Origin of the sequence: Streptomyces akebiae, from assembly GCF_019599145.1 — a bacterium.
In the GTDB taxonomy this organism is placed as follows: domain Bacteria; phylum Actinomycetota; class Actinomycetes; order Streptomycetales; family Streptomycetaceae; genus Streptomyces; species Streptomyces akebiae.
Window position 1 is genome coordinate 3,454,415 of the sequence record NZ_CP080647.1, and the last position, 24,587, is coordinate 3,479,001.

The window sequence follows — 24,587 nt, forward strand, 5'->3', positions numbered from 1 at the left end:
CCTGTCGCTCCGCATTCCCGCCACCGCCGGGCGGGTCATCGGAGTGACGCGATCCACTCCACGACACCCTCGGTGATCACCGTCAGCGCCTCGTCCTGCCCGAGGGGAGCGCGCTTCGGCACGGCGAACCCGTGATCGCCGTACGGCACCTCCACGAGCCCGTACGCACCGTCCGGGAACTCCTCCGGCCTGCCGAACGGATCGTTCCCGCCCTGGACGACCAGCGTGGGCACCCCGGCCCCGAGCAGCTCGTCGGCCCGGGACTTCTCGGGTCTGCCCGGCGGATGCAGCGGAAAGCTCAGCGCCAGTACGGCCGCCGCGCCCAGCTCCGCCGCCGTACGGCAGGCCACCCGTGCCCCGGCACTCCGCCCGCCGGCGATCACCGGCAGCCCCGGCTTCGCCAGCGCGGGCCACAGGCCCCGCCAGCCCACGTCCAGCGTCCTGGGCGCGGGCGCGAGCTTCTTCCCCGCCACCCGCCACGGCTGCTCCACCAGGGCGACGGTCACGCCGTGCGCGGGGAGGACGGCGGCGAGGGCCCGCAGATCCCGGGCCTCGACGCCACCGCCGGCGCCGTGGCTGACGGCGAGCACGAATTCCGGCCTCCCGGCCTCGTACCAGCTGACGCGGCCGGTGCCGGCCTCGGTGTCGATCTCTTCGCGCGCTGTTGCCTCGATCTCGGTCACGTCAGAAGAGTGTGCCCTCCTCGGGCCCCTCCAGCTCCTTCAGCAGCTCCGGGCCGTTGTTGCGGACGTTGCTGACGGCCGTGGTGACGGGGTAGGCGCGCATCAGCCCGGCGGGCGGCGGTTCGAGCAGCCCGCGCAGGGCGTCGAGGTCCGTACGCGCCGGATCGAGCCAGCCGTCCCAGCGGTCGGGCGTCAGCATCAGCGGCATCCGGGGGTGGATCTCGGCCAACGCGTGCGGGCCGTCCTCCGGTGCCACCGCCAGCGGGGTGACCTCGGCCTCCGTCGTGATCACCGAGCAGGTCGCCCACCAGGCCTGCGGATGGTCGTCCGGCAGCGTCCTGTCCCGCCAGAACTCGTACAGCCCGGCCATCGCGAAGACCGAGCCGTCCGCCGGGAGCACGAAGTACGGCTGCTTGCGCGGCCGCTTCTTCTTCCCCTCCACCTCCAGGTCCCGCTCCCCCTTGCCGGTGACCCACTCGAAGTAGCCGTCGGCGGGCAGGATGCAACGCCGGGCGGCGAAGGCGCGGCGGTACGACGGCTTCTCGTGCACGGTCTCCGCACGGGCGTTGATCATCCGCGCGGCACCCTCGGGGTTCTTGGACCAGGAGGGGACCAGCCCCCACTTCAGCTTCCGCAGCTGGCGAACCGGCCGCTTGTCGTCGGCGTCCTTCAAAGGACGGTCGAGAACCGCGTAGACCTCCTTGGTGGGAGCCACGTTGTAATCCGGCTCCAGGGTCTCCTCCGGGTCCCACTTCTCGATCTCAAAGATTCCTGCGAGATCCTCGGGCCTACGACTCGACGCATACCGTCCGCACATAAGTGCCACACTGCCAGGCCCACCCGTCACCCGACCACCACCCCCCCAACGATGGCGCTACGCGCCAGCCCCCGTTGATCGCGACCCGAGGGAGCCACCGCAGAACATGGAAAGCACCGCAGCCACCTCGCTAGCTTCCCTGTGGGACGAGGTCTTCGGCACTCAGCCCGACCCCGACCTCTGGGTCGTCATAGCCACCGCGGTCGCCGCGCTCGCGGCGATCGTCCCGCACAGCGTCTGGCGGCTCTCGCGCAACGCCATCACCATCGCGCACGAGGGCGGCCACGGACTGGTCGCGCTGCTCACCGGCCGCACCCTCACCGGCATCCGACTGCACTCCGACACCAGCGGCCTCACGGTCAGCCGCGGCAAGCCCACCGGCCTCGGCATGATCCTCACCGCCGCCGCCGGCTACACGGCGCCCCCGCTCCTCGGCCTCGGCGGCGCCGCCCTCCTCGGCTCCGGCCGCATCACCCTGCTCCTCTGGCTCGCCACGATCCTGCTGGTCGCCATGCTGGTCATGATCCGCAACGCCTACGGCGCCCTGACGGTGCTCCTCACCGGCGGCACCTTCGTCGTCGTCTCCTGGCTGGCGGGCCCCCAGGTGCAGGCCGCCTTCGCCTACGCGGTGGTCTGGTTCCTGCTGCTGGGGGGCGTACGCCCGGCGTTCGAACTCCAGGCGAAGCGTCGCCGAGGAGGGGCCGGCGACTCCGACGCCGACCAGCTCTCCCGCCTGACCCACCTCCCGGCCACGGTGTGGCTGGTGATGTTCCACGTGGTGTCGCTGTGCGCCCTGATGGGCGGCGGCCGCTGGCTGCTGGACCTCTGAGATCCTGCGAAGCAGGGGCGAGAGGCGCGCCCCGTGAGGGGCGCGCGGCCGTATCCGTGTGCGGCTCCGCCGTGTGGGCGCGACCAGCCACAACGGACCCGCGGACAAAGCCGACCCTGGTTCCCCGGCGCGACCCGGCGGAGCGAACCCCCACTAAAGTGGGCCCATGGCCCTGAACGCACAGCCCGCCCTCTGGCCCGCCCCCGCCGCGAGCGGAGCCGTCGACGCGACGGTCCACGTCCCGGGGTCCAAATCGGTCACCAACCGTGCCCTCGTCCTCGCCGCCCTCGCGAGCGAACCCGGCTGGCTGCGCCGCCCCCTCCGCTCCCGCGACACCCTCCTCATGGCGGGCGCCCTGCGCGCGATGGGCGTCGGCATCGAGGAGACCGTCTCCTCCAGCTCCTCCGGCGCGGGCGGCTCCGGCGAGGCCTGGCGCGTCCTGCCCACCGGCCTGCACGGCCCGGCCACCGTCGACGTCGGCAACGCGGGCACGGTCATGCGCTTCCTCCCCCCGGTGGCGGCCCTGGCCGACGGCCCCATCCGCTTCGACGGCGACCCCCGCTCCTACGAGCGCCCCCTGAACGGCGTGATCGACGCCCTGCGCCTCCTCGGCGCCCGGATCGACGACGACGGCCGGGGCGCGCTCCCCCTGACGGTCCACGGCGGCGGCGCCCTGGACGGCGGCCCGGTGGCGATCGACGCGTCCTCCTCGTCGCAGTTCGTCTCGGCGCTCCTCCTCTCGGCCCCCCGCTTCAACCAGGGCGTCGAGGTCCGCCACACCGGCGCGACCCTGCCCTCCCTCCCCCACATCCGGATGACCGTGGACATGCTGCGCTCGGTGGGCGCGCAGGTGGACACCCCGGAGTCGGGCGGCGAGCCGAACGTCTGGCGGGTCACGCCGGGCGCGCTGCTGGGCCGCGACCTCACGATCGAGCCGGACCTCTCCAACGCGCAGCCGTTCCTGGCGGCGGCCCTGGTGACCGGAGGCAAGATCGTCGTGCCCGACTGGCCGGCGCGCACCACCCAGCCCGGTGACCAGCTCCGCGACATCTTCACGGAGATGGGCGGCACCTGCGAACTGACCGAGTACGGGCTGGTGTTCACCGGTTCGGGTGCGATCCACGGCATCGACGTGGACCTGAGCGAGGTGGGCGAGCTGACCCCGGGCATCGCGGCGGTCGCCGCCCTCGCCGACTCCCCCTCCACACTGCGCGGCGTCGCCCACCTCCGCCTGCACGAGACGGACCGCCTGGCCGCGCTCACCAAGGAGATCAACGAACTCGGCGGCGACGTCACCGAGACCGCCGACGGCCTCCACATCCGCCCGCGTCCACTGCACGGCGGTGTCTTCCACACCTACGACGACCACCGCATGGCCACCGCCGGTGCGATCATCGGCCTGGCCGTGGAGGGTGTACAGATCGAGAATGTGGCGACGACGGCCAAGACGCTGCCGGACTTTCCCGACATGTGGACCGGGATGCTCGGGAAGAACTGACGGGCGGACCTGGATCATGCGCCGTTACGGCAAGCACACCGACGAGGACGACATCCGCAGCCGCCCGAACCGCAAGGGCAACCGTCCCCGGACGAACATCCGCCCGAAGCACGAGGACGCCGCCGAGGGCATGGTCCTCACGGTCGACCGGGGCCGGCTGACCTGTCTTGTCGAGGACCGTGTCGTCCTCGCGATGAAGGCCCGTGAACTGGGCCGCAAGGCCGCGGTCGTCGGCGACACCGTGGCCCTCGTGGGCGACCTCTCCGGCAAGAAGGACACGCTCGCACGGATCGTCCGCATCGCCGGCCGCACGTCGGTCCTGCGCCGCACGGCCGACGACGACGACCCCTACGAACGCGTCGTCGTCGCCAACGCCGACCAGCTCGCCATCGTCACCGCCCTCGCCGACCCCGAGCCCCGCCCCCGCCTCATCGACCGCTGCCTGGTGGCGGCCTACGACGGCGGCCTCGAGCCCCTCCTCGTCCTCACGAAGTCGGACCTGGCCTCCCCGGACAAACTCCTGGAGCTCTACGGCGACATCGACATCCCGTACGTCGTGACGAGCCGCGAGGAGCTGGAGACCGGCGGCGCCGCCGACCGTGTGCGCGAGCACCTCGCCGGCAAGGTCACGGCATTCGTCGGTCACTCGGGCGTCGGCAAGACGACCCTGGTGAACGCCCTCGTCCCGGAGGACCGGCGCCGTATCACGGGCCACGTCAACGCGGTGACCGGCCGCGGCCGGCACACCACGACCTCCGCACTCGCCCTCCCCCTCGCGGACTCGGACGGCGGCTGGGTCGTGGACACCCCCGGCGTGCGTTCGTTCGGCCTCGCGCACGTCGATCCGTCGCGGGTGATCAACGCCTTCCCGGACCTGGTGCCGGGCACGGAGGGCTGCCCACGCGCGTGCGGTCACGACGAGCAGGACTGCGCGCTGGACCAGTGGGTGGCGGACGGTCACGCGGACCCGGCCCGGCTCTACTCCCTGCGCAGGCTGCTCTCGACGCGCGAACGGCGGGAAGGCGACTGACCTCCGCGTTGTTTGCGCCCCCGTCCACCCGGTAAGTGCATAATCGCACCGAGTCGAACCCAGACCAGACGAGACAGCCGAGAACAGACGAAGCGGTCACGGAACGTGGGCACACGGGAGGACGAGACATGGCGTGGCTGCTGGTGGTCGTGGCGGGGCTTCTGGAGACCGGATTCGCCGTCTGTCTGAAACTCTCGCACGGCTTCACCAGACTCTGGCCCACGGTCGCGTTCTGCGTCTTCGCCCTCGGCAGCTTCGGCCTGTTGACCCTCTCCCTGAAGAAGCTCGACGTGGGCCCCGCCTACGCCGTCTGGACGGGCATCGGCGCGGCCGGCACCGCGATCTACGGGATGATCTTCCTCGGCGACGTCGTGTCGACCTTGAAGATCGTCTCGATCACCCTGGTGATCGTGGGAGTCGTGGGACTCCAACTGTCGGGCTCGGCCCACTAGTTCGCCCAGCACATCACTTCCGGCGATCGCCCCGCGCATCGCTGCCGGCGACAGCCAGTGCCGCGACAGGCAGCTTCGCCCGTCGCGACGCCCGGCACACCCTCTCGCCGCACCGGCCGAAAGCCCCAGTACGTCCAGTACGAGGACTTCCGGCCGGCACGCCGAGAGCACGCTCCCCCACGCTCGGCTGCGCTCGCGCGGGCGGTGCCCCCACGACGCCGCTCCTCGACGGGCAAACGCTGCCTGCCGCGGCACTAGCCGAGGGTCCGACTGAGCTGGCGGGGCAGGGCCGTCCGGACGAGATCCGTGACTCCCCCTTCGACCGGGGGCGCCGCCACGCACGAGAGGGCGAGCCGCACCGCGAGTTCACAGGACCGGGCGAGTTCCGCCGCGTCCGACCGGGGGGTGCCGGGCGCGGACAGCACGGCCACGGCCCGCTCGCGCACCAGGGCCACGAAGTCGGCGGGCGCGGGCAGCGGTCCGTCCGCGCGCCGCTGCGCGGGCACTGCGGAGGACGAGCGCACCGCGGCGAGCGTCGGTGACGGCAGACGCTCGCTCCAGCATCCGGTGAGCATGGCGCGAATCAGCGCGTTGTTACGGGAGGCCGCCACGGTCCACTCGGCGGTCGCTGCCAACCGGTCCCGGGAGTCCGCGGGGGTGGCCAGCGCCCGCTCGACGCCCGCCAGATAGCCGTCCGCTTCCCTGCGGACCAGGGCCCTGGCGAGCCCGTCCTTGCTGCCGAACTCGTTGTACAGCGTCTGACGTGACACTCCGGCCACCGCCGCCACGTCCACCATGCGCACGGCGGACCACGGCCGACGCACCAGCGCCGTGTAAGCGGCGTCCAACAAGGATTCCCGCGCTGCAGGCATCATCGCCTCCCTAAAAGCGAGCGGGCGGCTCTGGCCCTCAGATTTGACGCGCATCAAGTCACTGTCAAGGGTTCACGGCGCTCCGTAGGGGCGCACACCGGCCAACGTGCGCGGCACGCTCCGCCGACGCCCGAGACCACACACCGAAGAGAAGTACGACCCCCGAAACACCCCACCCGACGAACAGCACCCCTTCGTGTGCCCACCACCACGGCCGGCATGCGCGGAGCTCGGCGGCGGCCCACCGCACCGCCGCTCGGTCCACCGCGCCCCGACCGACGCCCGGCCCCCTGTAGCCCCGCACCGACCTCGGCGGATACCGTTCGCCACATGGCCGATTACCTCGACGACCTCCGCCTCGCCCACGTCCTCGCGGACGCCGCCGACGCGACCACCATGTCCCGCTTCAAGGCCCTCGACCTGAAGGTCGAGACGAAGCCCGACATGACCCCGGTGAGCGAGGCCGACAAGGCCGCCGAGGAACTCATCCGCGGCCAACTGCAGCGCGCCCGCCCCCGGGACGCCATCCTCGGCGAGGAGTACGGCGTCGAGGGCACCGGCCCCCGCCGCTGGGTCGTCGACCCCATCGACGGCACCAAGAACTACGTCCGCGGCGTCCCCGTCTGGGCCACCCTGATCTCCCTCATGGAGGCGGCCGAGGGCGGCTACCGGCCCGTCGTCGGCGTGGTCTCCGCCCCCGCGCTCGGCCGCCGCTGGTGGGCCGCGAAGGGCCACGGCGCCTTCACCGGCCGCAGCCTGAGCTCGGCCTCCCGCCTGCGCGTCTCCCGCGTCGCCGATCTGCGGGACGCCTCCTTCGCGTACTCCTCCCTCAGCGGCTGGGAGGAGCGCGGCCACCTCAACGGGTTCCTGGACCTGACCCGTGAGGTGTGGCGCACCCGCGCGTACGGCGACTTCTGGCCGTACATGATGGTCGCCGAGGGTTCCGTGGACATCTGCGCCGAACCGGAGCTCTCCCTCTGGGACATGGCCGCCAACGCGATCATCGTCACCGAGGCGGGCGGCAGCTTCACCGGCCTGGACGGCCGCCCCGGCCCGCACAGCGGCAACGCGGCGGCATCGAACGGCCTCCTCCACGACGAGCTCCTGGGCTACCTGAACGAGCGCTACTGAGCCCTGGAGCGACCCGAGGCGCCCCGAACTGACCACGCCCGCCCCCTTGTTGACCTCCGCTTTACCTGCCACATTGAGAGTCCCCCCACTTGTGAACTTGTGAATCCTTGAACAATCCGTTCACCGGATTCCCTAGGAGGTGGCTGAACTCCATGCTCGTCCGCGACGCCATGAGCACAGTGGTCCTCACCATCGGTCCCGATCACACCCTCCGCCAGGCCGCCGCCCTGATGGCGGCTCGCCGGATCGGCGCGGCCGTGGTCCTCGACCCGGACGCCGGCGGACTCGGCATCCTGACCGAGCGCGACGTCCTCAACTCCGTCGGCCTGGGCCAGAGCCCCGACGCCGAACGCGCCCACGCCCACACCACCACCGACGTCGTGTTCGCCACGCCGTCCTGGACGCTGGAGGAAGCGGCCCGCGCCATGACCCACGGCGGCTTCCGCCATCTGATCGTCCTCGACGAGGGCGCCCCCATCGGCATCGTCTCGGTCCGCGACATCATCCGCTGCTGGGCACCCGCCCGACAGCACGCACCGGCATAGCCTCCGATCCCGGACGCACGAACGGGCCGGGCTCTCCCAGGAGATCCCGGCCCGCCCCAACGGCAAGCGGTCCAACCCCGGTCGGCCGCCCAGGGCCTGGACGGCGGCCTCCGGGCGCCTGCCGAAGTCTGCATTGACCGAACGAGATCCCATATTGGACATAATCCAAATCAAGTCAAGCTCTAAAGTCACACCTGTTCGGGATCTGTTTCCGCTTGCTGTTACGCTGACCGGTATGAGTGACCTTCTGGAGCGGCTGCGCGGACGCGGATGGCGTATGACCGCGCAGCGGCGTGTCGTGGCCGAGGTCCTCGACGGCGAACACGTCCATCTGACGGCCGACGAGGTGCACGCGCGCGCTGTCGCCAAGCTGCCCGAGATCTCCCGGGCGACCGTCTACAACACCCTCGGTGAGCTGGTCTCCCTCGGCGAGGTGCTCGAGGTCGCCACGGACAAGCGCGCCAAGCGGTACGACCCGAACGCGCACCGTCCGCACCACCACCTGGTCTGCGCCCAGTGCGGCACGATCCGCGACGTGCACCCGACGGGCAACCCGCTGGCCGACCTCCCCGCCTCCGAGCGCTTCGGCTTCACCGTCTCGGACGTGGAGGTCACCTACCGAGGCGTCTGCCCGACCTGCACCAAGGCATAGCCCCACCACCGAACGACGAAGCCCCCGGCTCCAGCGCCGGGGGCTCTCTTTTCGTCGCGTTTCGTCGCACGGACACAAAAACACCGATGGCCCGGAACCAAAGTGGTTCCGGGCCATCGGTCTTCAGTAGCGGGGACAGGATTTGAACCTGCGACCTCTGGGTTATGAGCCCAGCGAGCTACCGAGCTGCTCCACCCCGCGGCGATGAACAGAACACTACGTCACCCCTGCCGACCAGAGCAAATCCATTAAGGCCGCCCTCCGACCAGCACCGCCGCCGGCCCCTGCGGCGGTTGCCGAGGCGGCCACGAGCCCCTACGCCGACAGCTCGTCCCGCAGCGCGTCCCGCAACCGCGCCGCCCGCTCCGCCACCTCCGCCGGGCCGAGCGCCACGGCCCTATCGGCCCACCGCTTGCCCTCCGCCAGCTCACCCCGACGCGCGTAGACGAGCGCGAGCCGCAACGCCGCCCGCCCATGCCCCGCGTCGGCGGCGCGGGCCCACCACACCGCGGCCTCCGGCTCGCTGCCCTCCCGAGCCAGCAGCAGCCCCAGATTGAACGCCCCGTTCCGCGACCCGGACTCCGCCGCGACCCGGTACCACCGCGCGGCCTCGACCACGTCCCCCCGCCCGGCCGCCAGCATCCCGACCCGCACCTGCGCCCGACGATGCCCCTGCGAAGCGGCCCTCTCGTACCACTCCTCGCACTCGTTCTTCTCCCGCACGGGCTCCCCCAGCTCATGCGCGGGCGCGGGCGGACGGCGCGCGTCGAGCACGGCGGCCAGCCGGTACGCGGCCTCCGCGCTGCCCCCGCCGGCGGCACACCGCAGGTGACGCTCCGCGGCCCGCTCGTCACCGTCCCGCAGCCGCGCTATGGCGACCTGGAGTGCCGCCTCGGTGTGCCCCGCCGCGGCCGCCCGCTCGTACCAGACCAGCGCCGTCGCGTCGTCACCCCGCCCGGCGAACAGAATGCCCAGGTTGAAGGCGGCGTCAACGCTGCCGGCCTCCGCGGCCTTGGAGAACCACGGCTCCGCGCCGGACGCGTCGCCAACCTGGAGCAGCAGGATGGCCAGCGCGTTCGCCGCCTCCCGGTGCCCGGCGTACGCGGCACGCCGGTACCACTGCTCGGCCTGCGCGGTCCGCCCCTGCTCGGCGCAGAGCAGCCCGAGGTTGTACGCGCCGTTGACGTCCCCGGCGTCCATCGCGGCCCGGTACCAGCGCTCGGCGGTCTGTGTCTCGCCGCGCTCGGCATGCAGCGCGCCCAGCGCGTTCGCCGCGTTTCCGTCGCCGTCCTGGGCGGCCCGCAACCACCACACGGCCGCGCTCTCGGTGTCGCCGGCGTCCCGCAGCAGGAACCCGAGCGCGCACGCGGCGCGCGGCTCACCGTCCTTGGCGGAGGTCAGGTACCAGCGCCCGGCCTCCTTGAGCTCACCGCGCCGCTCCAGGATCGCCCCGAGGTGCAGTGCGGCCCGCCGGTGCCCGCGCGCGGCGGCCTGCCGGTACCACTGCTCGGCCTCCTCGGCGGCACCCGTCCCGACACCGTTGTCGGCGCCGCGTCCCCCCGCGCCCACGGCAGGCCCGCCGTCACGCACGGCAGCACGCCCGTCCCGCGCGGGGGCACGACCCTCGCGCCCCCCGCGTCCCGCGTCACGCCCTTCTCGCACCGCTTCGCGGCTGCCGCTCCCGATCTCGAGCGCCGCGCGCGCGATCTTCCGCCCCTCGCGCACGGCGGCGCGCTCCTCCTGCTCCGCACGCTGGTCGAGCACCCGCGCGAGCCGGTACGCGGCCTCACGGTGCCCGCGCTCGGCGGCCACTCTCATCCACCGCTCGGCGGCGGCGTCACTGCGGTGCTCCAGCAGGTCGGCGAGCGCGTACGCCCCCAGGGCGTGCCCCTGCTCGGCGGACTGGCGCAGCCAGTATTCGGCGGCGGGTTCGTCGCCGCGCTCGCGGTGGTGCCGGCCGAGCGCGTGCGCGGCCGCGGCGGAACCGGCGACGGCGGCGACCCGCCACCAGCTGGCGGCCTCGTCGGCGTACCCACGCTGGTGCAGCAGGACACCCAGGTTGTTGGCGGCCGCGCGGTCCCCGGCGGCCGTGGCACCCCGCAGGCAGGGCTCGGCTCCGTCGAGGTCGCCGCGGCGCAGCAGCATGGCGCCGAGGACACTCATCGCCTCGGTGTCGCCTGCTTCGGCGGCGAGCCGCTGACGTGCCTCCTCGACGGCGTCCCCCGTCTCGTCCTCGTCCGCTGCCCGCACGGACTCGACCGACGAGGCGGACTCGGCGGGCATCACGAAGTCGGCAGGCAGCGCAATGTCGGCAGGCTGCGCAAACCGCCCTGTCTCCAACAGAGTTGCCTTGTCCCCCATAACGTCCATCGTCGCACCACCTGCAACCTGGGTACACCTGGTATACCGCAGCCATTGAGGTCACTACAGCGTTTTGTCGACATGCCCACAGAGCGACAAGTCAAACACAGATTTGCCGACCGCCCCAGGCAACACGTCGAAGGCCCGGATCCTTTAGAGGATCCGGGCCTTCAACTTCAGTAGCGGGGACAGGATTTGAACCTGCGACCTCTGGGTTATGAGCCCAGCGAGCTACCGAGCTGCTCCACCCCGCGCCGTTGTGTTGCAACCGTACCACGGCGCGGGACGGAGCCTCGCATCAGCCGCTTCCGGAGCCTCCGTCGCCGCTCTGGTCGCTGTCCTCACTGCCGCTGCCGCCGGTCCCGTCGGCCTTGGCCTGCGCGTCCTCGGCCCGCTTCAGGGCGTCCTCCAGGTCCTGTTGGGCCCGGCCGTACGCCTCCCAGTCGCCGTCCTTGAGGGCCTGTTGCCCCTCGTCGAACGCCTTCTGGGCTTCCTCCAGGGCCTGTTGGACCGTCGGATCGCCGGACGCCGGCGGCTCGTCGGTGCCCTCGTCGCCGTCGTCCACCGGTGGCTCGGTGGGCGGCGAACCCTCGGTCTCGAACACCTTGTTGAGCGCCGCGTCGAGGGTGTCCTCGAAGGCCGTGTTGCCGCCGTAGGTGACCAGTACCTTGCGCAGCAGCGGGTACTTGAGCCCGCCGCCTCGCACATAGACGGGTTCCACGTAGAGCAGTCCGCCGTCGAGCGGGACCGTCAGGAGGTTGCCGTACTCGACCTGTGAGTCACCTCTCTTGAGGAGGCTGATCGTCTCGGCGATGTCCTGCTCGGAGTTGAACTGGCTCTGGACCTGCTTCGGTCCGTCGATCGGTTCGCTGGTCGGCAGTTTCAGAATTCTGATCTTGCCGTAGTCCTTGGTGCCCGCCTCGGCGTTGACCGCCACGAAGGCACTGAGGTTGTCCCGGCCGTTCGGCGTGAGCGTGGTGGTCAGCGAGAACGCCTGTTCCGTCTGGCCGGGCAGCTTCATGCTCAGGTAGTACGGCGGCACCGCGTTGCCCGACGTGTTGGTCGGGTCGTCCGGGACCTGCCACACCTCGCTGCCACTGAGGAACGTCTCGGCGTCCTTCACGTGATAGCGGGTCAGCAGTTCGCGCTGCACCTTGAACAGGTCCTGCGGGTACCGCAGATGGGCCAGCAGCGAGTCGGAGATGTCGTCCTTCGACTCCACCGTGCCCGGGAACGCCTTCATCCAGGTCTTCAGGACCGGGTCCTGGGTGTCCCACTGGTAGAGCTTGACCTGACCCGTGTACGCGTCGACGGTCGCCTTCACCGAGTTGCGGATGTAGTTGACCTGGTTCTGCTGTGCCACCACCGCGCGCTGGCTGTTGTCCGCGGTCAGCGAGTCGGCCGTCGTGTCGCCCAGGGTGGTGCGGGAGGCGTACGGATAGCCGTTGGTGGTGGTGTACGCGTCGACGATCCACTGGATCTTGCCGTCGACGACGGCCGGGTAGGCGTCGCCGTCGATGGTCAGCCAGGGGGCGACCGCCTCGACCCGCTCCTTGGGCGTGCGGTTGTAGAGGATCCGAGAACCCTCGCCGATCGCACCGGAGTAGAGGATCTGCGGCTCGTTGAACGCCACCGCGTACGCCGCCCGGTTGACCGGGCTGGAGAGGTTGATCCCGCTGTTGCCCTTGTAGCTGGTGGTCTTCTCACCGCTGTCGTCGGAGTAGTCGATCTCGTCCTGGGGACCGCCGACGATCGAGTACTGGGTGGTCTTCTCGCCGTAGTAGACCCGCTGCTGGTACTCGCCCAGGTCGCCCTTGGACGGCAGGTCGGACTCGGTGAACACGGGACGGCCGCCGGAGGTGGCCTCGGTGCCCTTGGCGGCGACCACGCCGTACCCGTGGGTGTAGCGGAAGTGGTCGTTGATCCAGTTGTTCTTCGGGATGCCCGCCAGGTTCAGCTCGCGCAGACCGATGACGGTGTCCTGCTCCGCGCCGTCCTCGTTGCTGTACCGGTCGACGTCCAGGTTCGTGGGGAACGCGTAGTAGTTCCTCATCTGCTGGAGCTGCTGGAACGTCGGCGAGACGATGTTCGGGTCGAGCATGCGGATGCTGGCCGTGGTGTCGGCGTCCTTGCGGAGCTTGGCCTTGTCCGTGGTGTCGCTGACGCCCGAGTACTCCTCGACGTCTGTCCCGTCGATGCCGTAGGCCTGCCGGGTCGCCGCCAGGTTCTTCTCGACGTACGGCGCCTCCTTGGCCTGCTCGTTCGGCTGGACCTGGAACTTCTGGACGATGGCCGGGTACAGCCCGCCGATGAGGATCGCGGAGAGCACCATCAGGCCGAAGCCGATGACCGGCAGCTGCCAGGTGCGCCGCCAGATGGTGGCGAAGAACAGCAGCGCGCAGATCACGGCGATGCAGAACAGGATCGTCTTGGCCGGCAGGTAGGCGTTGGCGTCGACGTACCTCAGACCCGTCCAGTTGCCCGTCGCCTTGAAGTCGCTGGACTTCACGGCGAGCCCGTACCGGTCGAGCCAGTAGGCGACCGCCTTCAGGGCGACGAAGATACCGAGGAGCACCGACAGGTGCCCGGTGGCCGCGGCGGTGGCACGCGCGCCCGGGGAAGTGACCCTGAGGCCGCCGTAGAGGTAGTGCGTGAGCGCGGCGGCGATCACCGAGAGCACGGCCGCGGCGAAGCCGAAGCCGAGCAGGAAGCGGTACCAGGGCAGGTCGAAGGCGTAGAAGGCGACGTCCAGATTGAACTGGGGGTCCTTCTGCCCGAACGACACTCCGTTCACCCACATCAGCCAGGTGCGCCACTGCCCGGAGGCGGAGGCGCCGGCGATGAGGCCCACCAGGGAAGTGATCCCGAGGAGCAGCCACTTCTTGTAGGGCGCGATGCCCATGCGGTACCTGTCGAGGCTCTGCTGTTCCATCGACATCGCGCTCAGCGGCGGCCGCAGCCGGTGCGCCAGCCAGATGTTGAAGCCGACCGAGGCCGACATCAGCAGGCCGAAGACGAAGAAGAGCCCGATCTTCGTCCACAGGGTGGTGGTGAAGACGGACGAATACTTCACCGACCGGTACCAGAGCCAGTCCGTCCAGAACCCCGCGAACATGACGAACGCCATGCCGAGGACGGCAAGGACGCCCAGCGTCATGAGCAGGGTCCGGACACGTCGGGACGGTCGGCCCACTCTCATCCGCGGCCCCGTCGGGCCTCCGCCGCGGTCCGGCATCTGGAAAGCCAAGGTGCGCACCTCGAAGTTCGCTGTCGATACGTCAGGCCCGCGTCTACGGACCCTCCAGCGGCCCCGTGATCGTAGGGGCCTCACCTATGCAACTTACTCACGCTTTACTCGGTTCCCGCTTCGGGGAACGAACGAGGCAGGATTGTGACCATGTCCAACACTCCCATGGCAGCGAACCCCCTCACCCGGGCCGTCCTCGAGATCGACGAGTACGCCTCGGGCCTCGGCTGGGACCAGCCCGCTCGCCTCTTCGCCCTCGTGGATACCGCGCGTCTGCGGGACCAGGAACCCGCGCTCGCGGACCAGCTCGGTCTTCAGGAAGCGCCCGAGGCAGCCGGCCTCACCCCGATCGAGCAGGACGAGATCCCCGCCGGCAAGGCGCTGGACGAGTTCCTCGGCACCATCGCCTGGCCCGACGCGGTGGTCGGCTGCGCGCTGACCGTGGAGCGGCTGATGCTGCCGCCGTCCGCCGAGGCGTCGGTCCCCGAGGATCTCGACGGGGCCCGTCTCACCAAGTGGGTCGCCTCCCACCCGGACCGCCAGGAGGTCCGGATGACGGTCGCCGTCCTGCGTGACGGCTCCCGCGACTCGGCCCTGCGCCTGCGCGAGAAGGACACCCCGACGGAGGTTCTCACCGGCCCCGAGCTGGTCCCGGGCCTGGCGGAGGCCCTGTCCGCGACCTTCGTGGACTGATCTTCGGATCGACGACGATCCGATCTACGACTGTGGGGGCGCCCTCCGCCTGCGAGGGCGCCCCCACGCGCGCGTACGCCGTCCTCTGCTCCTGTCAGCCCTTGGTCGTGCACTTCGGCAGGTCGGCCGTGTCGCCGGCCCGGATGTCCTTCAGGGCTCCGAGCGCGTCCTCGATGGTGTCGACCTTGACGAGGGTGAGTCCGCCGGGGGTGTCCTTGGCGGCCGCGGCGCAGTTGTCCTTGGGCGTCAGGAAGTACTCGGCGCCCTTGTCGCGCGCGCCGACCGTCTTCATCTCGATGCCGCCGATGGGGCCGACCTTGCCCTCGTCGTCGATCGTGCCGGTGCCGGCCACGAACTTGCCGCCGGTCAGATTGCCCGGCGTCAGCTTGTCGTAGATACCGAGGGCGAACATCAGCCCGGCACTCGGGCCGCCGACGTCGGCGAGCTTGATGTCGATGGTGAACGGGAAGGTGTGGTCGGTCCCGGCGGAGATCCCGACGATCGCCCGCTCCTCGCCCGTGTCGTCGGACTTGGCCGTGGTGATCGTGACCTTCTCGGTCTCGGTCGCCGTCCTGTTCGCCTTCTCGGCGGCGGCCTGCGCCTTGGCGGGCACGATGACGAAGTCGACGTCCTCGCCCGGCTTGTGCTTGGTGACCAGCTTCGCGACGTCCTCGGGCGCCTTGACCGCCGTGCCGTCGACGGACTTGATCACGTCACCGGCGTGCAGCTCGCCCTCGGCCGGCGAGTCCTTGAGAACGGTGGAGACGATCACCCACGACTTCACCGGGATGTCCAGCTCCTTCAGGGCCGCGACCTTGGCGCTCTCCTGGGACTGGCTGAACTCCTCGGCGTTCTCCTGGGTCGACTGCTCCTCGGTCTTGCCGTCGGGATAGAGCGTGTCGTGCGGCACGACCTTGTTGTCGTGTGCCAGCCAGCCGTACACGGCCTCGACGAGGTTCATCCTGTAGTCGGCGCTGGTCACACGGACCGTGGTCATGTTCAGGTGCCCGGTCGTCGCGTACGTCTTGTGTCCCGAGATCTGCAGCACCGGCTCCCCGTCGTGCTCCCCGAGCGTGTTCACCGTCGGCCCCGGCGACATCTCCGAATAGGGCACGGGAATGATCACTCCCGCGCACAGGAGCGCGATCAGCATCAGGGTGGAGGCGAGCATCGTCGCGGTGCGGCGTGGCATGGAACGACAGTACGGGACAGGCCTGTCAGTGCACCGTCGGGGCCGTCCGTCCGGGGGCCGGGTGCGAGGGCGTCAGCCGCCGGTGTGGGACCGCTCCATGGCCTCGCGGAAGCGCGAGTATCCCGCGAGTTCGGAGCCGTCCTCGATGCTCCTGCGGTTCCGGCTGGCCCAGCCACCCCACAGTCCGGCACCGATCGCGGCCACCAGTGGAATCAGCAACCAGGCGAGCGCCGCCATGCCGGCCTCCCAACCCCTATGAAGCAACCACAACTGACTGATCAGCAGATTATCCGTCCGCCCCGTCAACGCTCTCGCCGGGGGGCGGGTTACGCAACCGGAACGCGCAGGGGTGGATTCCGGTCACGACCTCAGCAGGCTCCCACCCGACACCGGGACGTCTCCCGACCACCGCCCCTCACCGACGGCCCTACGCGCCGACCCATTCATCGGTGCCGTCGGAGAATTTCTGGTGCTTCCAGATGGGCACCTCGTGCTTCAGATCGTCGATCAGTCTGCGGCACGCCTCGAAGGCCTCGCCCCGGTGCGGACAGGACACGGCGACGACCACGGCCAGATCCCCGACCTTCAGGTTTCCCACCCGGTGCACCGCCGCCAGCGCCCGCACCGGGTAGTCGGCGACCACCTTCTCCGCGATCCGCCGCATCTCGGCCTCGGCCGTGGGGTGACACGAATAGCCGAGCTCGTCGACATCGGCGCCCCCGTCGTGGTTCCGCACGGTCCCCACGAACAGCGCGGTCCCCCCGGCCGCGTCGTCCCCGACCGCCTGGAACACCTCGTCGAGGGAGAGCGCCGTCTCCCGGATCCCGATCAGCTTGACGGGCTCCTCGGCCCGCCGCTCACCTGGGTGATCATCATTCACAGCCATACCCCCATCGTGCCCCACCCGACACCGGGACGTCTCCCTGCCGTGGCCGCGGGCACCTGTGCGGCTGGGCGACACAGGTGGGCGCAGCGGCACGCGCCGGCCGACGCGACCCGGCCCCCGGCCCAGACCGGCGAGGGCACCCCTCAACGCCTGCCCCGAGCCTTCCGCGCCCGCCGGACCAACGCCGCCGTACCCAGCAGCGCGACCGTCGCACCGGCGGCACCCGCAGCCGTCGCGTCCTTCCGCCCCAGCCTCCGTCCGGCCACCGTGTGCCGCCCGGCGACCTCCTCCAAGAGCTCCGCGAGCACTTCCTCGTTCGTCCACAGCGGCCGCCACCCGGCGTCGTGCAACCGGCTCCCGCTCACGACCCACGGGTACATCGTGTACGCCAGGTCCCCCGCCGGTGACGGCGTGAGCCCGATCCGGTGCAGCCGGGCGGCGGCCCCGAGCGCGACCGCGGACGGCAGCTCCATGCGCCGGATCCCGCTGAGCTCCTCGACCTCCTCCTGCTCCAGCCACCCCTCGCATCCGACGGCCAGCTCCCCGTCGACCTTCTCCAGCACGGCGTACTCCAGCGCGCCGCAGAGGTCCTCGACGTGACAGAACTGCCAGGCGGGTCTCGACCCGGCCACCACCAGCAGTCGGGGCGACTCGAAATACCTGGTCAGCGCGGTGTCCGTCCCTCCGACAAGGGTCGCGGGACGCACCACGGTGACATTGAGGCCCGGATGGGCACGCGGCGCCCGGCGGGCGAGCCGCTCGATCTCCAGCAGGTCGCCGACCCCCGTGGCCTCGGCGGTCGCCCGCAGCTCGGCGTCCTCCGAGAGCGGCAGCTCGTTGTCCGGCAGCGCCCCGTAGACCATCGCCGACGTGCACAGCACGACCCGGTGCACCCCGGCCGCGGCGGCGGCCGTGAGCACGGTCTGCGTCCCGCGCACGTTGTACGCGCTGCGGGCCGCCGAGTCCGCCCCCAGGTCGAGATCGACGGCGAGGTGCACCACCACGTCGGCCCCGCGCAGCTTCTCGGCGATCGCCGGGTCCCGCACATCCAGGATGTGCCACTGAGCGGCAGCGCACTCGCCGCGCCGCTCGTCGATGGCGATGACCTGCCGGATCTCGTCGGACTCGGCGAGCCGCTCCGTGAGCAGCGCTCCTACGCCGGACGCGGCACCGGTGACCGCGACGACGGGCCCGCGCACGGCGGGACTGGTTGAGTGGTTTCGCGCTGCGCGAACCTGCGGATCTGGGGAACTCACCGGGCGTCTCCAGCGGTTGTCTTCAGTACGAACGCGGGTGACGCGTACGTACCAGGTGGCATCCATCCTGCCGCAGGCCTTCGGTCGGCGGAGCACCGAGGCCTTAACCCGCCGTGGTGTCTACGCTGGGTGGTGTTCGGGCAGCCGTGCCGTCGGAGAAAACCGATGGCCCTATCAGCCGAGGAATCCCGTGAGTGACACCCCATTCGGATTCGGCCTTCCGCCGGAGGAGCCGGACGACGGCGACGAGGGCAAGAAGAAGGACCAGCAGAGCGGTGGTGGTCAGGGCCCGGCCAACCCGTTCGGTTTCGGGTTCCCCGGGGCCGGGGGCCCCGGCGCCGACAATCCGTTCGCCGCGATGTTCGGTTCCATGAACCCCACCGACCTGGGCGCCGCCTTCCAGCAGCTTGGCCAGATGCTCTCGTACGAGGGCGGCCCGGTGAACTGGGACATGGCCAAGCAGATCGCCCGCCAGACGGTCTCCCAGGGGACCGCCGACGGCACGAAGGACGAGAGTGTCGGCCCCGCCGAGCGCACCGCCGTCGAGGAGGCCGTCCGCCTGGCAGACCTGTGGCTGGACGACGCGACGTCGCTGCCGTCCGGCGCGGGCTCCGCCGTGGCGTGGAGCCGCGCGGAGTGGGTCGAGGCCACCCTGCCCGCCTGGAAGGAACTGGTCGACCCGGTGGCCGAGCGGGTCGGCGGCGCCATGGGCGACATCCTGCCGGAGGAGATGCAGGCCATGGCCGGCCCGCTGATCGGCATGATGAAGTCGATGGGCGGCGCCATGTTCGGCCAGCAGATCGGGCAGGCCGTGGGCGTGCTCGCGGGCGAGGTCGTCGGATCCACCGACGTCGGCCTGCCGCTCGGACCGGCCGGCAAGGCCGCGCTGCTGCCGCTGAACGTGGAGGCGTTCGGCAAGGACCTGGGCGTCGGCAAGGACGAGGTGCGGCTCTACCTGGCCCTGCGCGAGGCCGCCCACCAGCGCCTCTTCGCGCATGTGCCGTGGCTGCGCTCGCATCTGTTCGGCGCTGTCGAGGGCTACGCGCGCGGGATCAAGGTCGACACGGCCAAGCTGGAGGACGTGGTCGGCCAGTTCGACCCGCAGAACCCCGAGGAGCTGCAGCAGGCGCTCCAGCAGGGCATGTTCCAGCCGGAGGACACCCCTGCGCAGAAGGCGGCCCTGGCGCGTCTGGAGACCGCTCTGGCGCTGGTGGAGGGCTGGGTGGACGCCGTGGTGCACGCCGCGGCGAAGCCGCGCCTGTCGTCCGCCGACGCCCTCCGCGAGACCTTGCGCCGCCGCCGTGCCACCGGCGGTCCGGCCGAGCAGACCTTCGCCACGCTGATCGGTCTGGAGCTGCGCCCCCGCCGCCTGCGCGACGCCTCCCGCCTGTGGGCGTCCCTCACGGACGCGCGCGGTGTCGACGGCCGCGACGCCCTGTGGTCCCACCCCGACATGCTGCCCACCGCCTCCGACCTGGACGACCCGGACGGCTTCGTCCACCGCGAGCAGATGGACTTCTCCGAGCTGGACAAGATGCTCGGTGAGGCTGCGGGCGGTTCCACCGAGAAGCCGGACTTCAAGAAGAAGGACGACGACACCGAGTGAGCCTGCACGACGACGCGGTCCTCGTACTGAAGAGCTACGAGGACCAGGCCGAGCTGCGCCAGGCGTACCTCGACCATCTCGTGGCCCACCCGGACGGCATGTGGAAGGCCTGCGGCGCCGGGCACATCACGGCGAGCGGCCTGGTGATCGACCCCGAGCGCGGCCGGGTGCTGCTCACTCTCCACAAGAAGCTGCGCATGTGGCTCCAGATGGGCGGCCACTGCGAGCCCGGGGACATCAGCCTGGCCGGCTCCGCCCTCCGCGAGGCCACGGAGGAGTCCGGCATCGAGGGCCTGACGCTGCTGCCGGGCGGCCCGGTCCGCCTCGACCGCCATCACACCCCGTGCGCCTGGCACCTGGACGTCCAGTACGCGGCCCTCGCCCCGGCCGACGCGGTCGAAGCGATCAGCGACGAGTCCCTCGACCTGCGGTGGTTCGCCTACGACGAGGTGCCGACCGTGGCCGACGATTCGGTCGTACGCCTGCTGGAGGCCACGCGAGCGCGGCTCTGACCTCGCTCTTTCGCATGACGTCGGCGGCCTGTCGGCATGGCGCCGCCGGACCGGGGGCATGCCCCCGCCGGGGGCACGAACGCGGTAAGGGGCGTCCGCAAGGCGGAACGCCCCTTACACGTGGACCGCTGACACATGCTGGGCATGGTCCGGCTCGCCCATCGGCCCGTCGGTCAGTTGCGGCTGCCCCCGAGCGAGTTCCCGCTCAGTCCGCCCGCGCCCATGCCGAACTGCCCGAGCACCCCGGACGTCCGCAGGTGCTGCGGCGGCAGCAACTCGCTCGGCTGCACCAGGACATGTCCGTGGCCACCGAAGTGCATCTCCCAGCCCTCACCGGTGGACCCCCTGCGGCGCCACACGGCGGACGTGGAGGTCGGCGCCTGGAGCTGCGTACGCAGCGAGGTGGACCAGGCGATGACGGCGTCCGAGTCGACGCAGATGTTCTTCTCGGGCGTCACTTCCAGAGCGAGCGGCGCACCCGAGGTCATCAGGACGACCTTGCCGCCACCGGACAGCTCCAGGTTGTACGCCCCGGCCGAGGCCACCTCGACGGCGCTGTCCACGGCGACGATGCCGACGTTGAGCGAACCGTCGAAGGCGAGGACCGCGGAGGAGTCGACGGTGATGCCTCTGCCGACCTCCATGATGTGCAGGTACTGCGCGAAGTTGGCGAGATACACGATCCCGTTGCCCTTGCAGCGCATGAGTTCGAGCCGCTCACCGGTCATCCGCTCGGCGTTGCGCCAGCTGCGGTTGCGGTACTGGCTGTCGAAGTCGACCTGCCCCTCGAAGGCGACCATGGCGCCCTGGCGGGCCAGGACCGGGCTGCTGCCGATGGTCACATCGGTCTTGAGCAGCTGCGGGTTCTGCAGTGTGTAGCGCTCGGTGTGGTTCACCGGGATGTGCGCGAAGAGTGTGCTGTGCATGGTGTGCTGTTCTCCTCTCAGCCCCGGTCAGCCACGGATCTTGAAACGGTCGCCGGTGTCCTCGCTGGGCTGGACGACCACGAAGCCCCGCCCCTTGAAACCGATCTGGAAGGCCTCCCCGCTGCCCCGGCCGATGAGCGCACTGGCCTTGATGGTGCGGCGGGCCTTCATGTCGAGGCCGTCGGTCCAGGCGATCAGCGCGTCCGGGTCGACGTACGTCTCCCGTTCGGCGCAGTCGAGGGAGATCGGCACACCCCGGCTGACCAGGGCGACCCATCCGGTGCCCCGGATCACGAGGTTGGTGAGGCCGGAGCCCGAGAGCTTGGCGAGGCCCTTGACCGGCTCGATGGAGAGCTGGAGTGAGGCGTCGCAGGCCAGCAGGGTCGGGCCGTTGACCGACAGCGCCTCGTTGTTCAGGTGGAGGATGAGGACGTCACCGCCGTAGTCGGCGAGGTACAGGTCCCCGTCGCCCCGGCAGAGCATCAGCTTGCCGCCCTCGCCGCTGACCATCTCCTCCGCGCTGCGCCGCAGCGTGGCGGGCGGACCGTCGAACTGTACGTAGCCGTCGTACGCGATCATCGAGCCGGCCTTGGCCAGGAGGTCCTGACCCGTGACCATGGTGACCTTGAGTGTCTTGGAGCTGTGCACGCTCATACGGACGCCGGTGGAGGCGGAGCGGTGCGCGTTGAGTGTCTGGAGGTCCATGCTCTGCCTCACACCTCGAAGGGCTGGACGACGACGAAGTTGCCGGGAGCGCCGCGGAACTGGAGGTTGACGGCCTCCTGGGTCTGCCGTGCGTACCCGGAGCGGCGCAGCCTGAGCGAGGTCGTGGTGACAGCCTGCGCGCCGGCGGACCAGGCGATGACGGCGTTGCCGTCGACGTAGGTGGCCGGGCCGACGGGCAGGACGACGGGAACCCCGCGCGTCTTGACGACGACCGCGCCCGTGCCGGAGAAGAGCATGCTGAACAGGCCCCCACCGGGCAGACCCGCGCCCTCGATGCGGCGGATCTCGGTGTCCAGGGACTCGTCGAAGGCGAGGACGCCGCGTGCGCTGGTGTAGAGCTGCTCGTTCTCCAGGCGGATGACGAAGAGACGGCTGCCCTCGTCGGCGAGGAACACCTCACCGTCTCCGGAACACCGCATCAGGGCCATGCCCTGGCCGGTGAGCTGGCCCGTCAACTTGCCGAGCAGGCCGGAACCCTTGTGAGCGAAGTCGATGTCGCCCTGGTAGGCGACCATGCTGCCCTGCTTGGCGAGGATGTTGGCGCCCTTGGTGAGCGTGGCCCGCACCATCTGCGGGTTCTGCTCGGTCCAGCGGTCCCCGACGGGGGCCTCGGAGTACTTCGTCAGGACGACTCTCAGCCCTGCCTCCGGCGGCACCGGCGCGAGCTGTGTACCGCCACCGAAAGGCTGTGCCTGGCCCGGGAAGACACCCGGGGCACCCGGGGGCGTGAAAGGGCCGCCTTGCGGAGCTGCGCCCGGCGGGGTGAAGGGTCCCCCCTGAGGCGGGGCACCGGGAGGAGTGAAGGGCCCACCCTGAGGCGGAGCGCCGGGCGGGGTGAAGGGGCCACCCTGAGGCGGAGCGCCGGGCGGGGTGAAGGGGCCACCCTGAGGCGGAGCGCCGGGCGGGGTGAAGGGGCCACCCTGAGGCGGAGCGCCGGGCGGGGTGAAGGGGCCACCCTGAGGCGGAGCGCCGGGCGGGGTGAAGGGGCCACCCTGAGGTGCGGGGGCGGCCGGGGGCGGGACGGTGCCGCCGGGCGGCGTGTTCAGGGGCGCGGCAATCGTCGGAGCGGCATGCACGGAGGGCGGGGGCGCCGGGGGCGCGAACGGCTGGGCGGGCGCCGGGGTGGCCGGAGCCGCAGGGGCACCGAACGCGGGTGGGGCGAAGCCCGGCGTGGCGTCGGCCTGCGGCTGCTGCGGGGCGACGGGCTCCTCCTCGGCGACCTCGCCGCCGAAGTTCTTCAGCAGCGCGTCGAGGCCGCCGTCGAAACCCTGCCCGACGGCCGCGAACCGCCAGACGTCCTTCAGGTAGAAGTCGCCCAGCATCACGGCGCGCTCGGTGGAGAACTCCGAGCCGTCGAACGGATACCTGGCCACCTCCTCGCCGCCCGCGACGATTCGGACGTAACCGGGGCCGATCTGCGACATCTGCCCGTTGCCGTCGATCGTCGCCGTGAAGGACAGCTTCTGGATCTGCGACGGGATCTTGTCGAGGGTGACGCGGAAGGACTCGGTGTCACCCGACTGGGCGCCCAGGAGCTGGATCGACTCCTCGGGGGTCTTCGGCTGGTTGAAGAAGACGAAGTAGCGGTCGTCCGAAAGCCGTTCGTCGGCGTCCAGTCCGAAGCAACTGATGTCGAAGCTCAGCCCGGGGGCGGAGATCTGTACACCTACGTACAGATCCGTACCCGCGGTGAGGTCACTGATCTTGGCCTTGTGGCCGCGTTGGAATTCCCTGGCCATGCGTAACGACCGTCCCCCATCCCGAAAGTGCGTGCGCCTGCGAATGCGTCGCGCCAGGCTAACCGCAAAGTCCTGAAGCGTACGAGGCTGGTACAGAGACGGTACAAAAGCGCGACTTCGGTCACCGGTCCCACAAACGCGCACGCGCGCGTGAAGCGCCCGTTTCGTGGCACCCACGCCCGGAGCACCGGCCGGGCGGCGCCTTAGAGCAGCGGGTCGTGGACCGTGTACGGGCGAACGGCCACGCGAGGGGTCACTCGTCCCGCGTAAGGGGCAGGTGAGGCAGCCGGTCGGCGGCGACCACCCCTTCGAGGTAGCCGCGAGCACGCTCGGTGCGTGGATAGGCGTCCAGCAGCTGCCAGAAGCGGGGGCCGTGTCCTGGTACGAGCAGGTGTGCGAGTTCGTGGAGGAGGACGTAGTCGACGACGTACTCGGGCATGCCCTGCAGTCGGTGCGAAAGACGGATGCTGCCCTCGGCGGGGGTGCACGAGCCCCAGCGGGTGTTCTGGTTGGTGACCCACCGCACGGAGGTGGGCCGGGCGCGACCGCCGAAGTACTGGTCCGAGAGCCGGGCGGCCCGCTCCGCCAACTCGGTGTCGCCGAGGCGCCGTTTGCTCTCCTGCGCGGCCAGCTTGTCGAGCATGACGGTCACCCAGCGCTGCTCCTCGGCCTCGGACATCCGGGCGGGGATGAGCACGACGGTGCGATCGCCCTCGCGGTACGCGGAGACCGTTCTGCGCCGTCGCGCGCTCCTGCGGACCTCGATCGCGCTCGCCCCCGAGCCGCTCGGCGGCTGGCTCGTCGTGCTGCGCGGTGACTTCGCGGCGCGGTGCAGTGGGTCGGCGGGCACGCCCTGACGTTACCCGCTGCACACGCGGGAAGTCCCGCCTCCGGGACGGTTCGATATCGATCCGCACTCCGAGCGCCTGATTTG

Annotated in this window: 23 protein-coding genes and 2 tRNA genes; 10 read left to right on the forward strand and 15 right to left on the reverse strand. The window is 70.9% G+C overall.

Annotated features, from left to right (window positions below):
* Positions 1–35: 35 nt before the first annotated feature.
* Together K1J60_RS14735 and K1J60_RS14740 are read right to left on the reverse strand one after the other, a co-directional pair.
* The gene (locus tag K1J60_RS14735) at positions 36–683 is read right to left on the reverse strand and encodes an alpha/beta hydrolase family protein (protein WP_220646620.1); all 648 of its coding nucleotides are present in this window, start codon (positions 681–683) and stop codon (positions 36–38) included.
* 1 nt (position 684) lies between these two features.
* Positions 685–1,500, reverse strand: coding sequence for an SOS response-associated peptidase (locus K1J60_RS14740; protein ID WP_220646621.1), 816 nt, complete (start codon positions 1,498–1,500; stop codon positions 685–687).
* A gap of 106 nt (positions 1,501–1,606) precedes the next feature.
* Here K1J60_RS14740 and K1J60_RS14745 point away from each other — a divergent pair, with 106 nt between their 5' ends.
* The 4 genes from K1J60_RS14745 to K1J60_RS14760 all read left to right on the forward strand — a co-directional run bounded on the left by K1J60_RS14745 (position 1,607) and on the right by K1J60_RS14760 (position 5,309).
* Positions 1,607–2,329 (forward strand): M50 family metallopeptidase, encoded by a 723-nt coding sequence (locus K1J60_RS14745; RefSeq protein WP_220646622.1) that lies wholly within the window; start codon positions 1,607–1,609, stop codon positions 2,327–2,329.
* 166 nt (positions 2,330–2,495) lie between these two features.
* On the forward strand, positions 2,496–3,827 hold the full coding sequence (gene aroA, locus K1J60_RS14750) for a 3-phosphoshikimate 1-carboxyvinyltransferase (protein ID WP_220646623.1): 1,332 nt from the start codon (positions 2,496–2,498) through the stop codon (positions 3,825–3,827).
* Positions 3,828–3,843: 16 nt separating this feature from the next.
* On the forward strand, positions 3,844–4,857 hold the full coding sequence (gene rsgA, locus K1J60_RS14755; RefSeq protein ID WP_220646624.1) for a ribosome small subunit-dependent GTPase A: 1,014 nt from the start codon (positions 3,844–3,846) through the stop codon (positions 4,855–4,857).
* Between the two features lie 128 nt (positions 4,858–4,985).
* Positions 4,986–5,309, forward strand: coding sequence for a DMT family transporter (locus tag K1J60_RS14760; protein ID WP_220646625.1), 324 nt, complete (start codon positions 4,986–4,988; stop codon positions 5,307–5,309).
* Between the two features lie 254 nt (positions 5,310–5,563).
* On the opposite strand, the gene K1J60_RS14765 is transcribed toward K1J60_RS14760, so the two are convergent.
* Entirely contained in the window at positions 5,564–6,181 is a 618-nt protein-coding gene (locus K1J60_RS14765; RefSeq protein ID WP_220651466.1) for a TetR/AcrR family transcriptional regulator, read from the reverse strand.
* A gap of 330 nt (positions 6,182–6,511) precedes the next feature.
* On the opposite strand from K1J60_RS14765, the gene hisN reads away from it, so the two are divergent.
* The 3 genes from hisN (at position 6,512) to K1J60_RS14780 (ending at position 8,509) form a co-directional block, all read left to right on the forward strand.
* The gene (hisN, locus tag K1J60_RS14770; RefSeq protein WP_220646626.1) at positions 6,512–7,312 is read left to right on the forward strand and encodes a histidinol-phosphatase; all 801 of its coding nucleotides are present in this window, start codon (positions 6,512–6,514) and stop codon (positions 7,310–7,312) included.
* A 152-nt stretch (positions 7,313–7,464) separates the two neighbouring features.
* The gene (locus tag K1J60_RS14775; RefSeq protein ID WP_220646627.1) at positions 7,465–7,857 is read left to right on the forward strand and encodes a CBS domain-containing protein; all 393 of its coding nucleotides are present in this window, start codon (positions 7,465–7,467) and stop codon (positions 7,855–7,857) included.
* A gap of 235 nt (positions 7,858–8,092) precedes the next feature.
* The gene (locus K1J60_RS14780) at positions 8,093–8,509 is read left to right on the forward strand and encodes a Fur family transcriptional regulator (RefSeq protein ID WP_220646628.1); all 417 of its coding nucleotides are present in this window, start codon (positions 8,093–8,095) and stop codon (positions 8,507–8,509) included.
* Between the two features lie 127 nt (positions 8,510–8,636).
* Here K1J60_RS14780 and K1J60_RS14785 read toward each other — a convergent pair.
* The 4 genes from K1J60_RS14785 to K1J60_RS14800 all read right to left on the reverse strand — a co-directional run bounded on the left by K1J60_RS14785 (position 8,637) and on the right by K1J60_RS14800 (position 14,105).
* A tRNA-Met gene (locus K1J60_RS14785) sits at positions 8,637–8,710 on the reverse strand.
* A gap of 114 nt (positions 8,711–8,824) precedes the next feature.
* Complete coding sequence (locus K1J60_RS14790) at positions 8,825–10,879, reverse strand: tetratricopeptide repeat protein (RefSeq protein ID WP_220646629.1); 2,055 nt, start codon at positions 10,877–10,879, stop codon at positions 8,825–8,827.
* A gap of 171 nt (positions 10,880–11,050) precedes the next feature.
* Positions 11,051–11,124, reverse strand: a tRNA-Met gene (locus K1J60_RS14795).
* A 44-nt stretch (positions 11,125–11,168) separates the two neighbouring features.
* Positions 11,169–14,105 carry a UPF0182 family membrane protein gene (locus K1J60_RS14800; protein WP_259408266.1) on the reverse strand — a complete coding sequence of 979 codons (2,937 nt, stop codon included), beginning with the start codon at positions 14,103–14,105 and terminating at the stop codon, positions 11,169–11,171.
* Positions 14,106–14,267: 162 nt separating this feature from the next.
* Here K1J60_RS14800 and K1J60_RS14805 point away from each other — a divergent pair, with 162 nt between their 5' ends.
* Positions 14,268–14,810 (forward strand): PPA1309 family protein, encoded by a 543-nt coding sequence (locus K1J60_RS14805; RefSeq protein WP_259407728.1) that lies wholly within the window; start codon positions 14,268–14,270, stop codon positions 14,808–14,810.
* Positions 14,811–14,904: 94 nt separating this feature from the next.
* Here K1J60_RS14805 and K1J60_RS14810 read toward each other — a convergent pair whose 3' ends face one another.
* The 4 genes from K1J60_RS14810 to K1J60_RS14825 form a co-directional block, all read right to left on the reverse strand.
* Positions 14,905–16,002 carry a YlbL family protein gene (locus K1J60_RS14810; protein ID WP_220646632.1) on the reverse strand — a complete coding sequence of 366 codons (1,098 nt, stop codon included), beginning with the start codon at positions 16,000–16,002 and terminating at the stop codon, positions 14,905–14,907.
* 72 nt (positions 16,003–16,074) lie between these two features.
* A complete protein-coding gene (locus tag K1J60_RS14815) occupies positions 16,075–16,239 on the reverse strand; it encodes a hypothetical protein (RefSeq protein ID WP_220646633.1) in 165 nt (54 codons plus the stop codon).
* 190 nt (positions 16,240–16,429) lie between these two features.
* Positions 16,430–16,888 carry a molybdenum cofactor biosynthesis protein MoaE gene (locus tag K1J60_RS14820; protein ID WP_220646634.1) on the reverse strand — a complete coding sequence of 153 codons (459 nt, stop codon included), beginning with the start codon at positions 16,886–16,888 and terminating at the stop codon, positions 16,430–16,432.
* A gap of 143 nt (positions 16,889–17,031) precedes the next feature.
* Positions 17,032–18,144 (reverse strand): SDR family oxidoreductase, encoded by a 1,113-nt coding sequence (locus tag K1J60_RS14825; protein ID WP_033525466.1) that lies wholly within the window; start codon positions 18,142–18,144, stop codon positions 17,032–17,034.
* A 190-nt stretch (positions 18,145–18,334) separates the two neighbouring features.
* Between K1J60_RS14825 and K1J60_RS14830 the strand changes: the two genes are divergently transcribed.
* Together K1J60_RS14830 and K1J60_RS14835 are read left to right on the forward strand one after the other, a co-directional pair.
* Positions 18,335–19,750, forward strand: a complete 1,416-nt coding sequence (locus K1J60_RS14830; RefSeq protein ID WP_220646635.1) for a zinc-dependent metalloprotease — start codon at positions 18,335–18,337, stop codon at positions 19,748–19,750.
* A complete protein-coding gene (locus K1J60_RS14835; RefSeq protein WP_220646636.1) occupies positions 19,747–20,262 on the forward strand; it encodes an NUDIX hydrolase in 516 nt (171 codons plus the stop codon). Before K1J60_RS14830 ends, K1J60_RS14835 begins: the two co-directional genes overlap by 4 nt.
* 173 nt (positions 20,263–20,435) lie before the next feature.
* Here the strand turns inward: K1J60_RS14835 and K1J60_RS14840 are convergent, their stop codons facing one another.
* From K1J60_RS14840 to K1J60_RS14855, 4 genes are all read right to left on the reverse strand, one after another.
* Positions 20,436–21,188, reverse strand: a complete 753-nt coding sequence (locus tag K1J60_RS14840; RefSeq protein WP_220646637.1) for an AIM24 family protein — start codon at positions 21,186–21,188, stop codon at positions 20,436–20,438.
* A 27-nt stretch (positions 21,189–21,215) separates the two neighbouring features.
* Entirely contained in the window at positions 21,216–21,893 is a 678-nt protein-coding gene (locus K1J60_RS14845; RefSeq protein ID WP_220646638.1) for an AIM24 family protein, read from the reverse strand.
* An 8-nt stretch (positions 21,894–21,901) separates the two neighbouring features.
* Positions 21,902–23,653, reverse strand: a complete 1,752-nt coding sequence (locus tag K1J60_RS14850) for a TerD family protein (protein WP_220646639.1) — start codon at positions 23,651–23,653, stop codon at positions 21,902–21,904.
* A gap of 253 nt (positions 23,654–23,906) precedes the next feature.
* The gene (locus tag K1J60_RS14855) at positions 23,907–24,503 is read right to left on the reverse strand and encodes a M48 metallopeptidase family protein (protein WP_220646640.1); all 597 of its coding nucleotides are present in this window, start codon (positions 24,501–24,503) and stop codon (positions 23,907–23,909) included.
* Between the last annotated feature and the right edge of the window lie 84 nt (positions 24,504–24,587).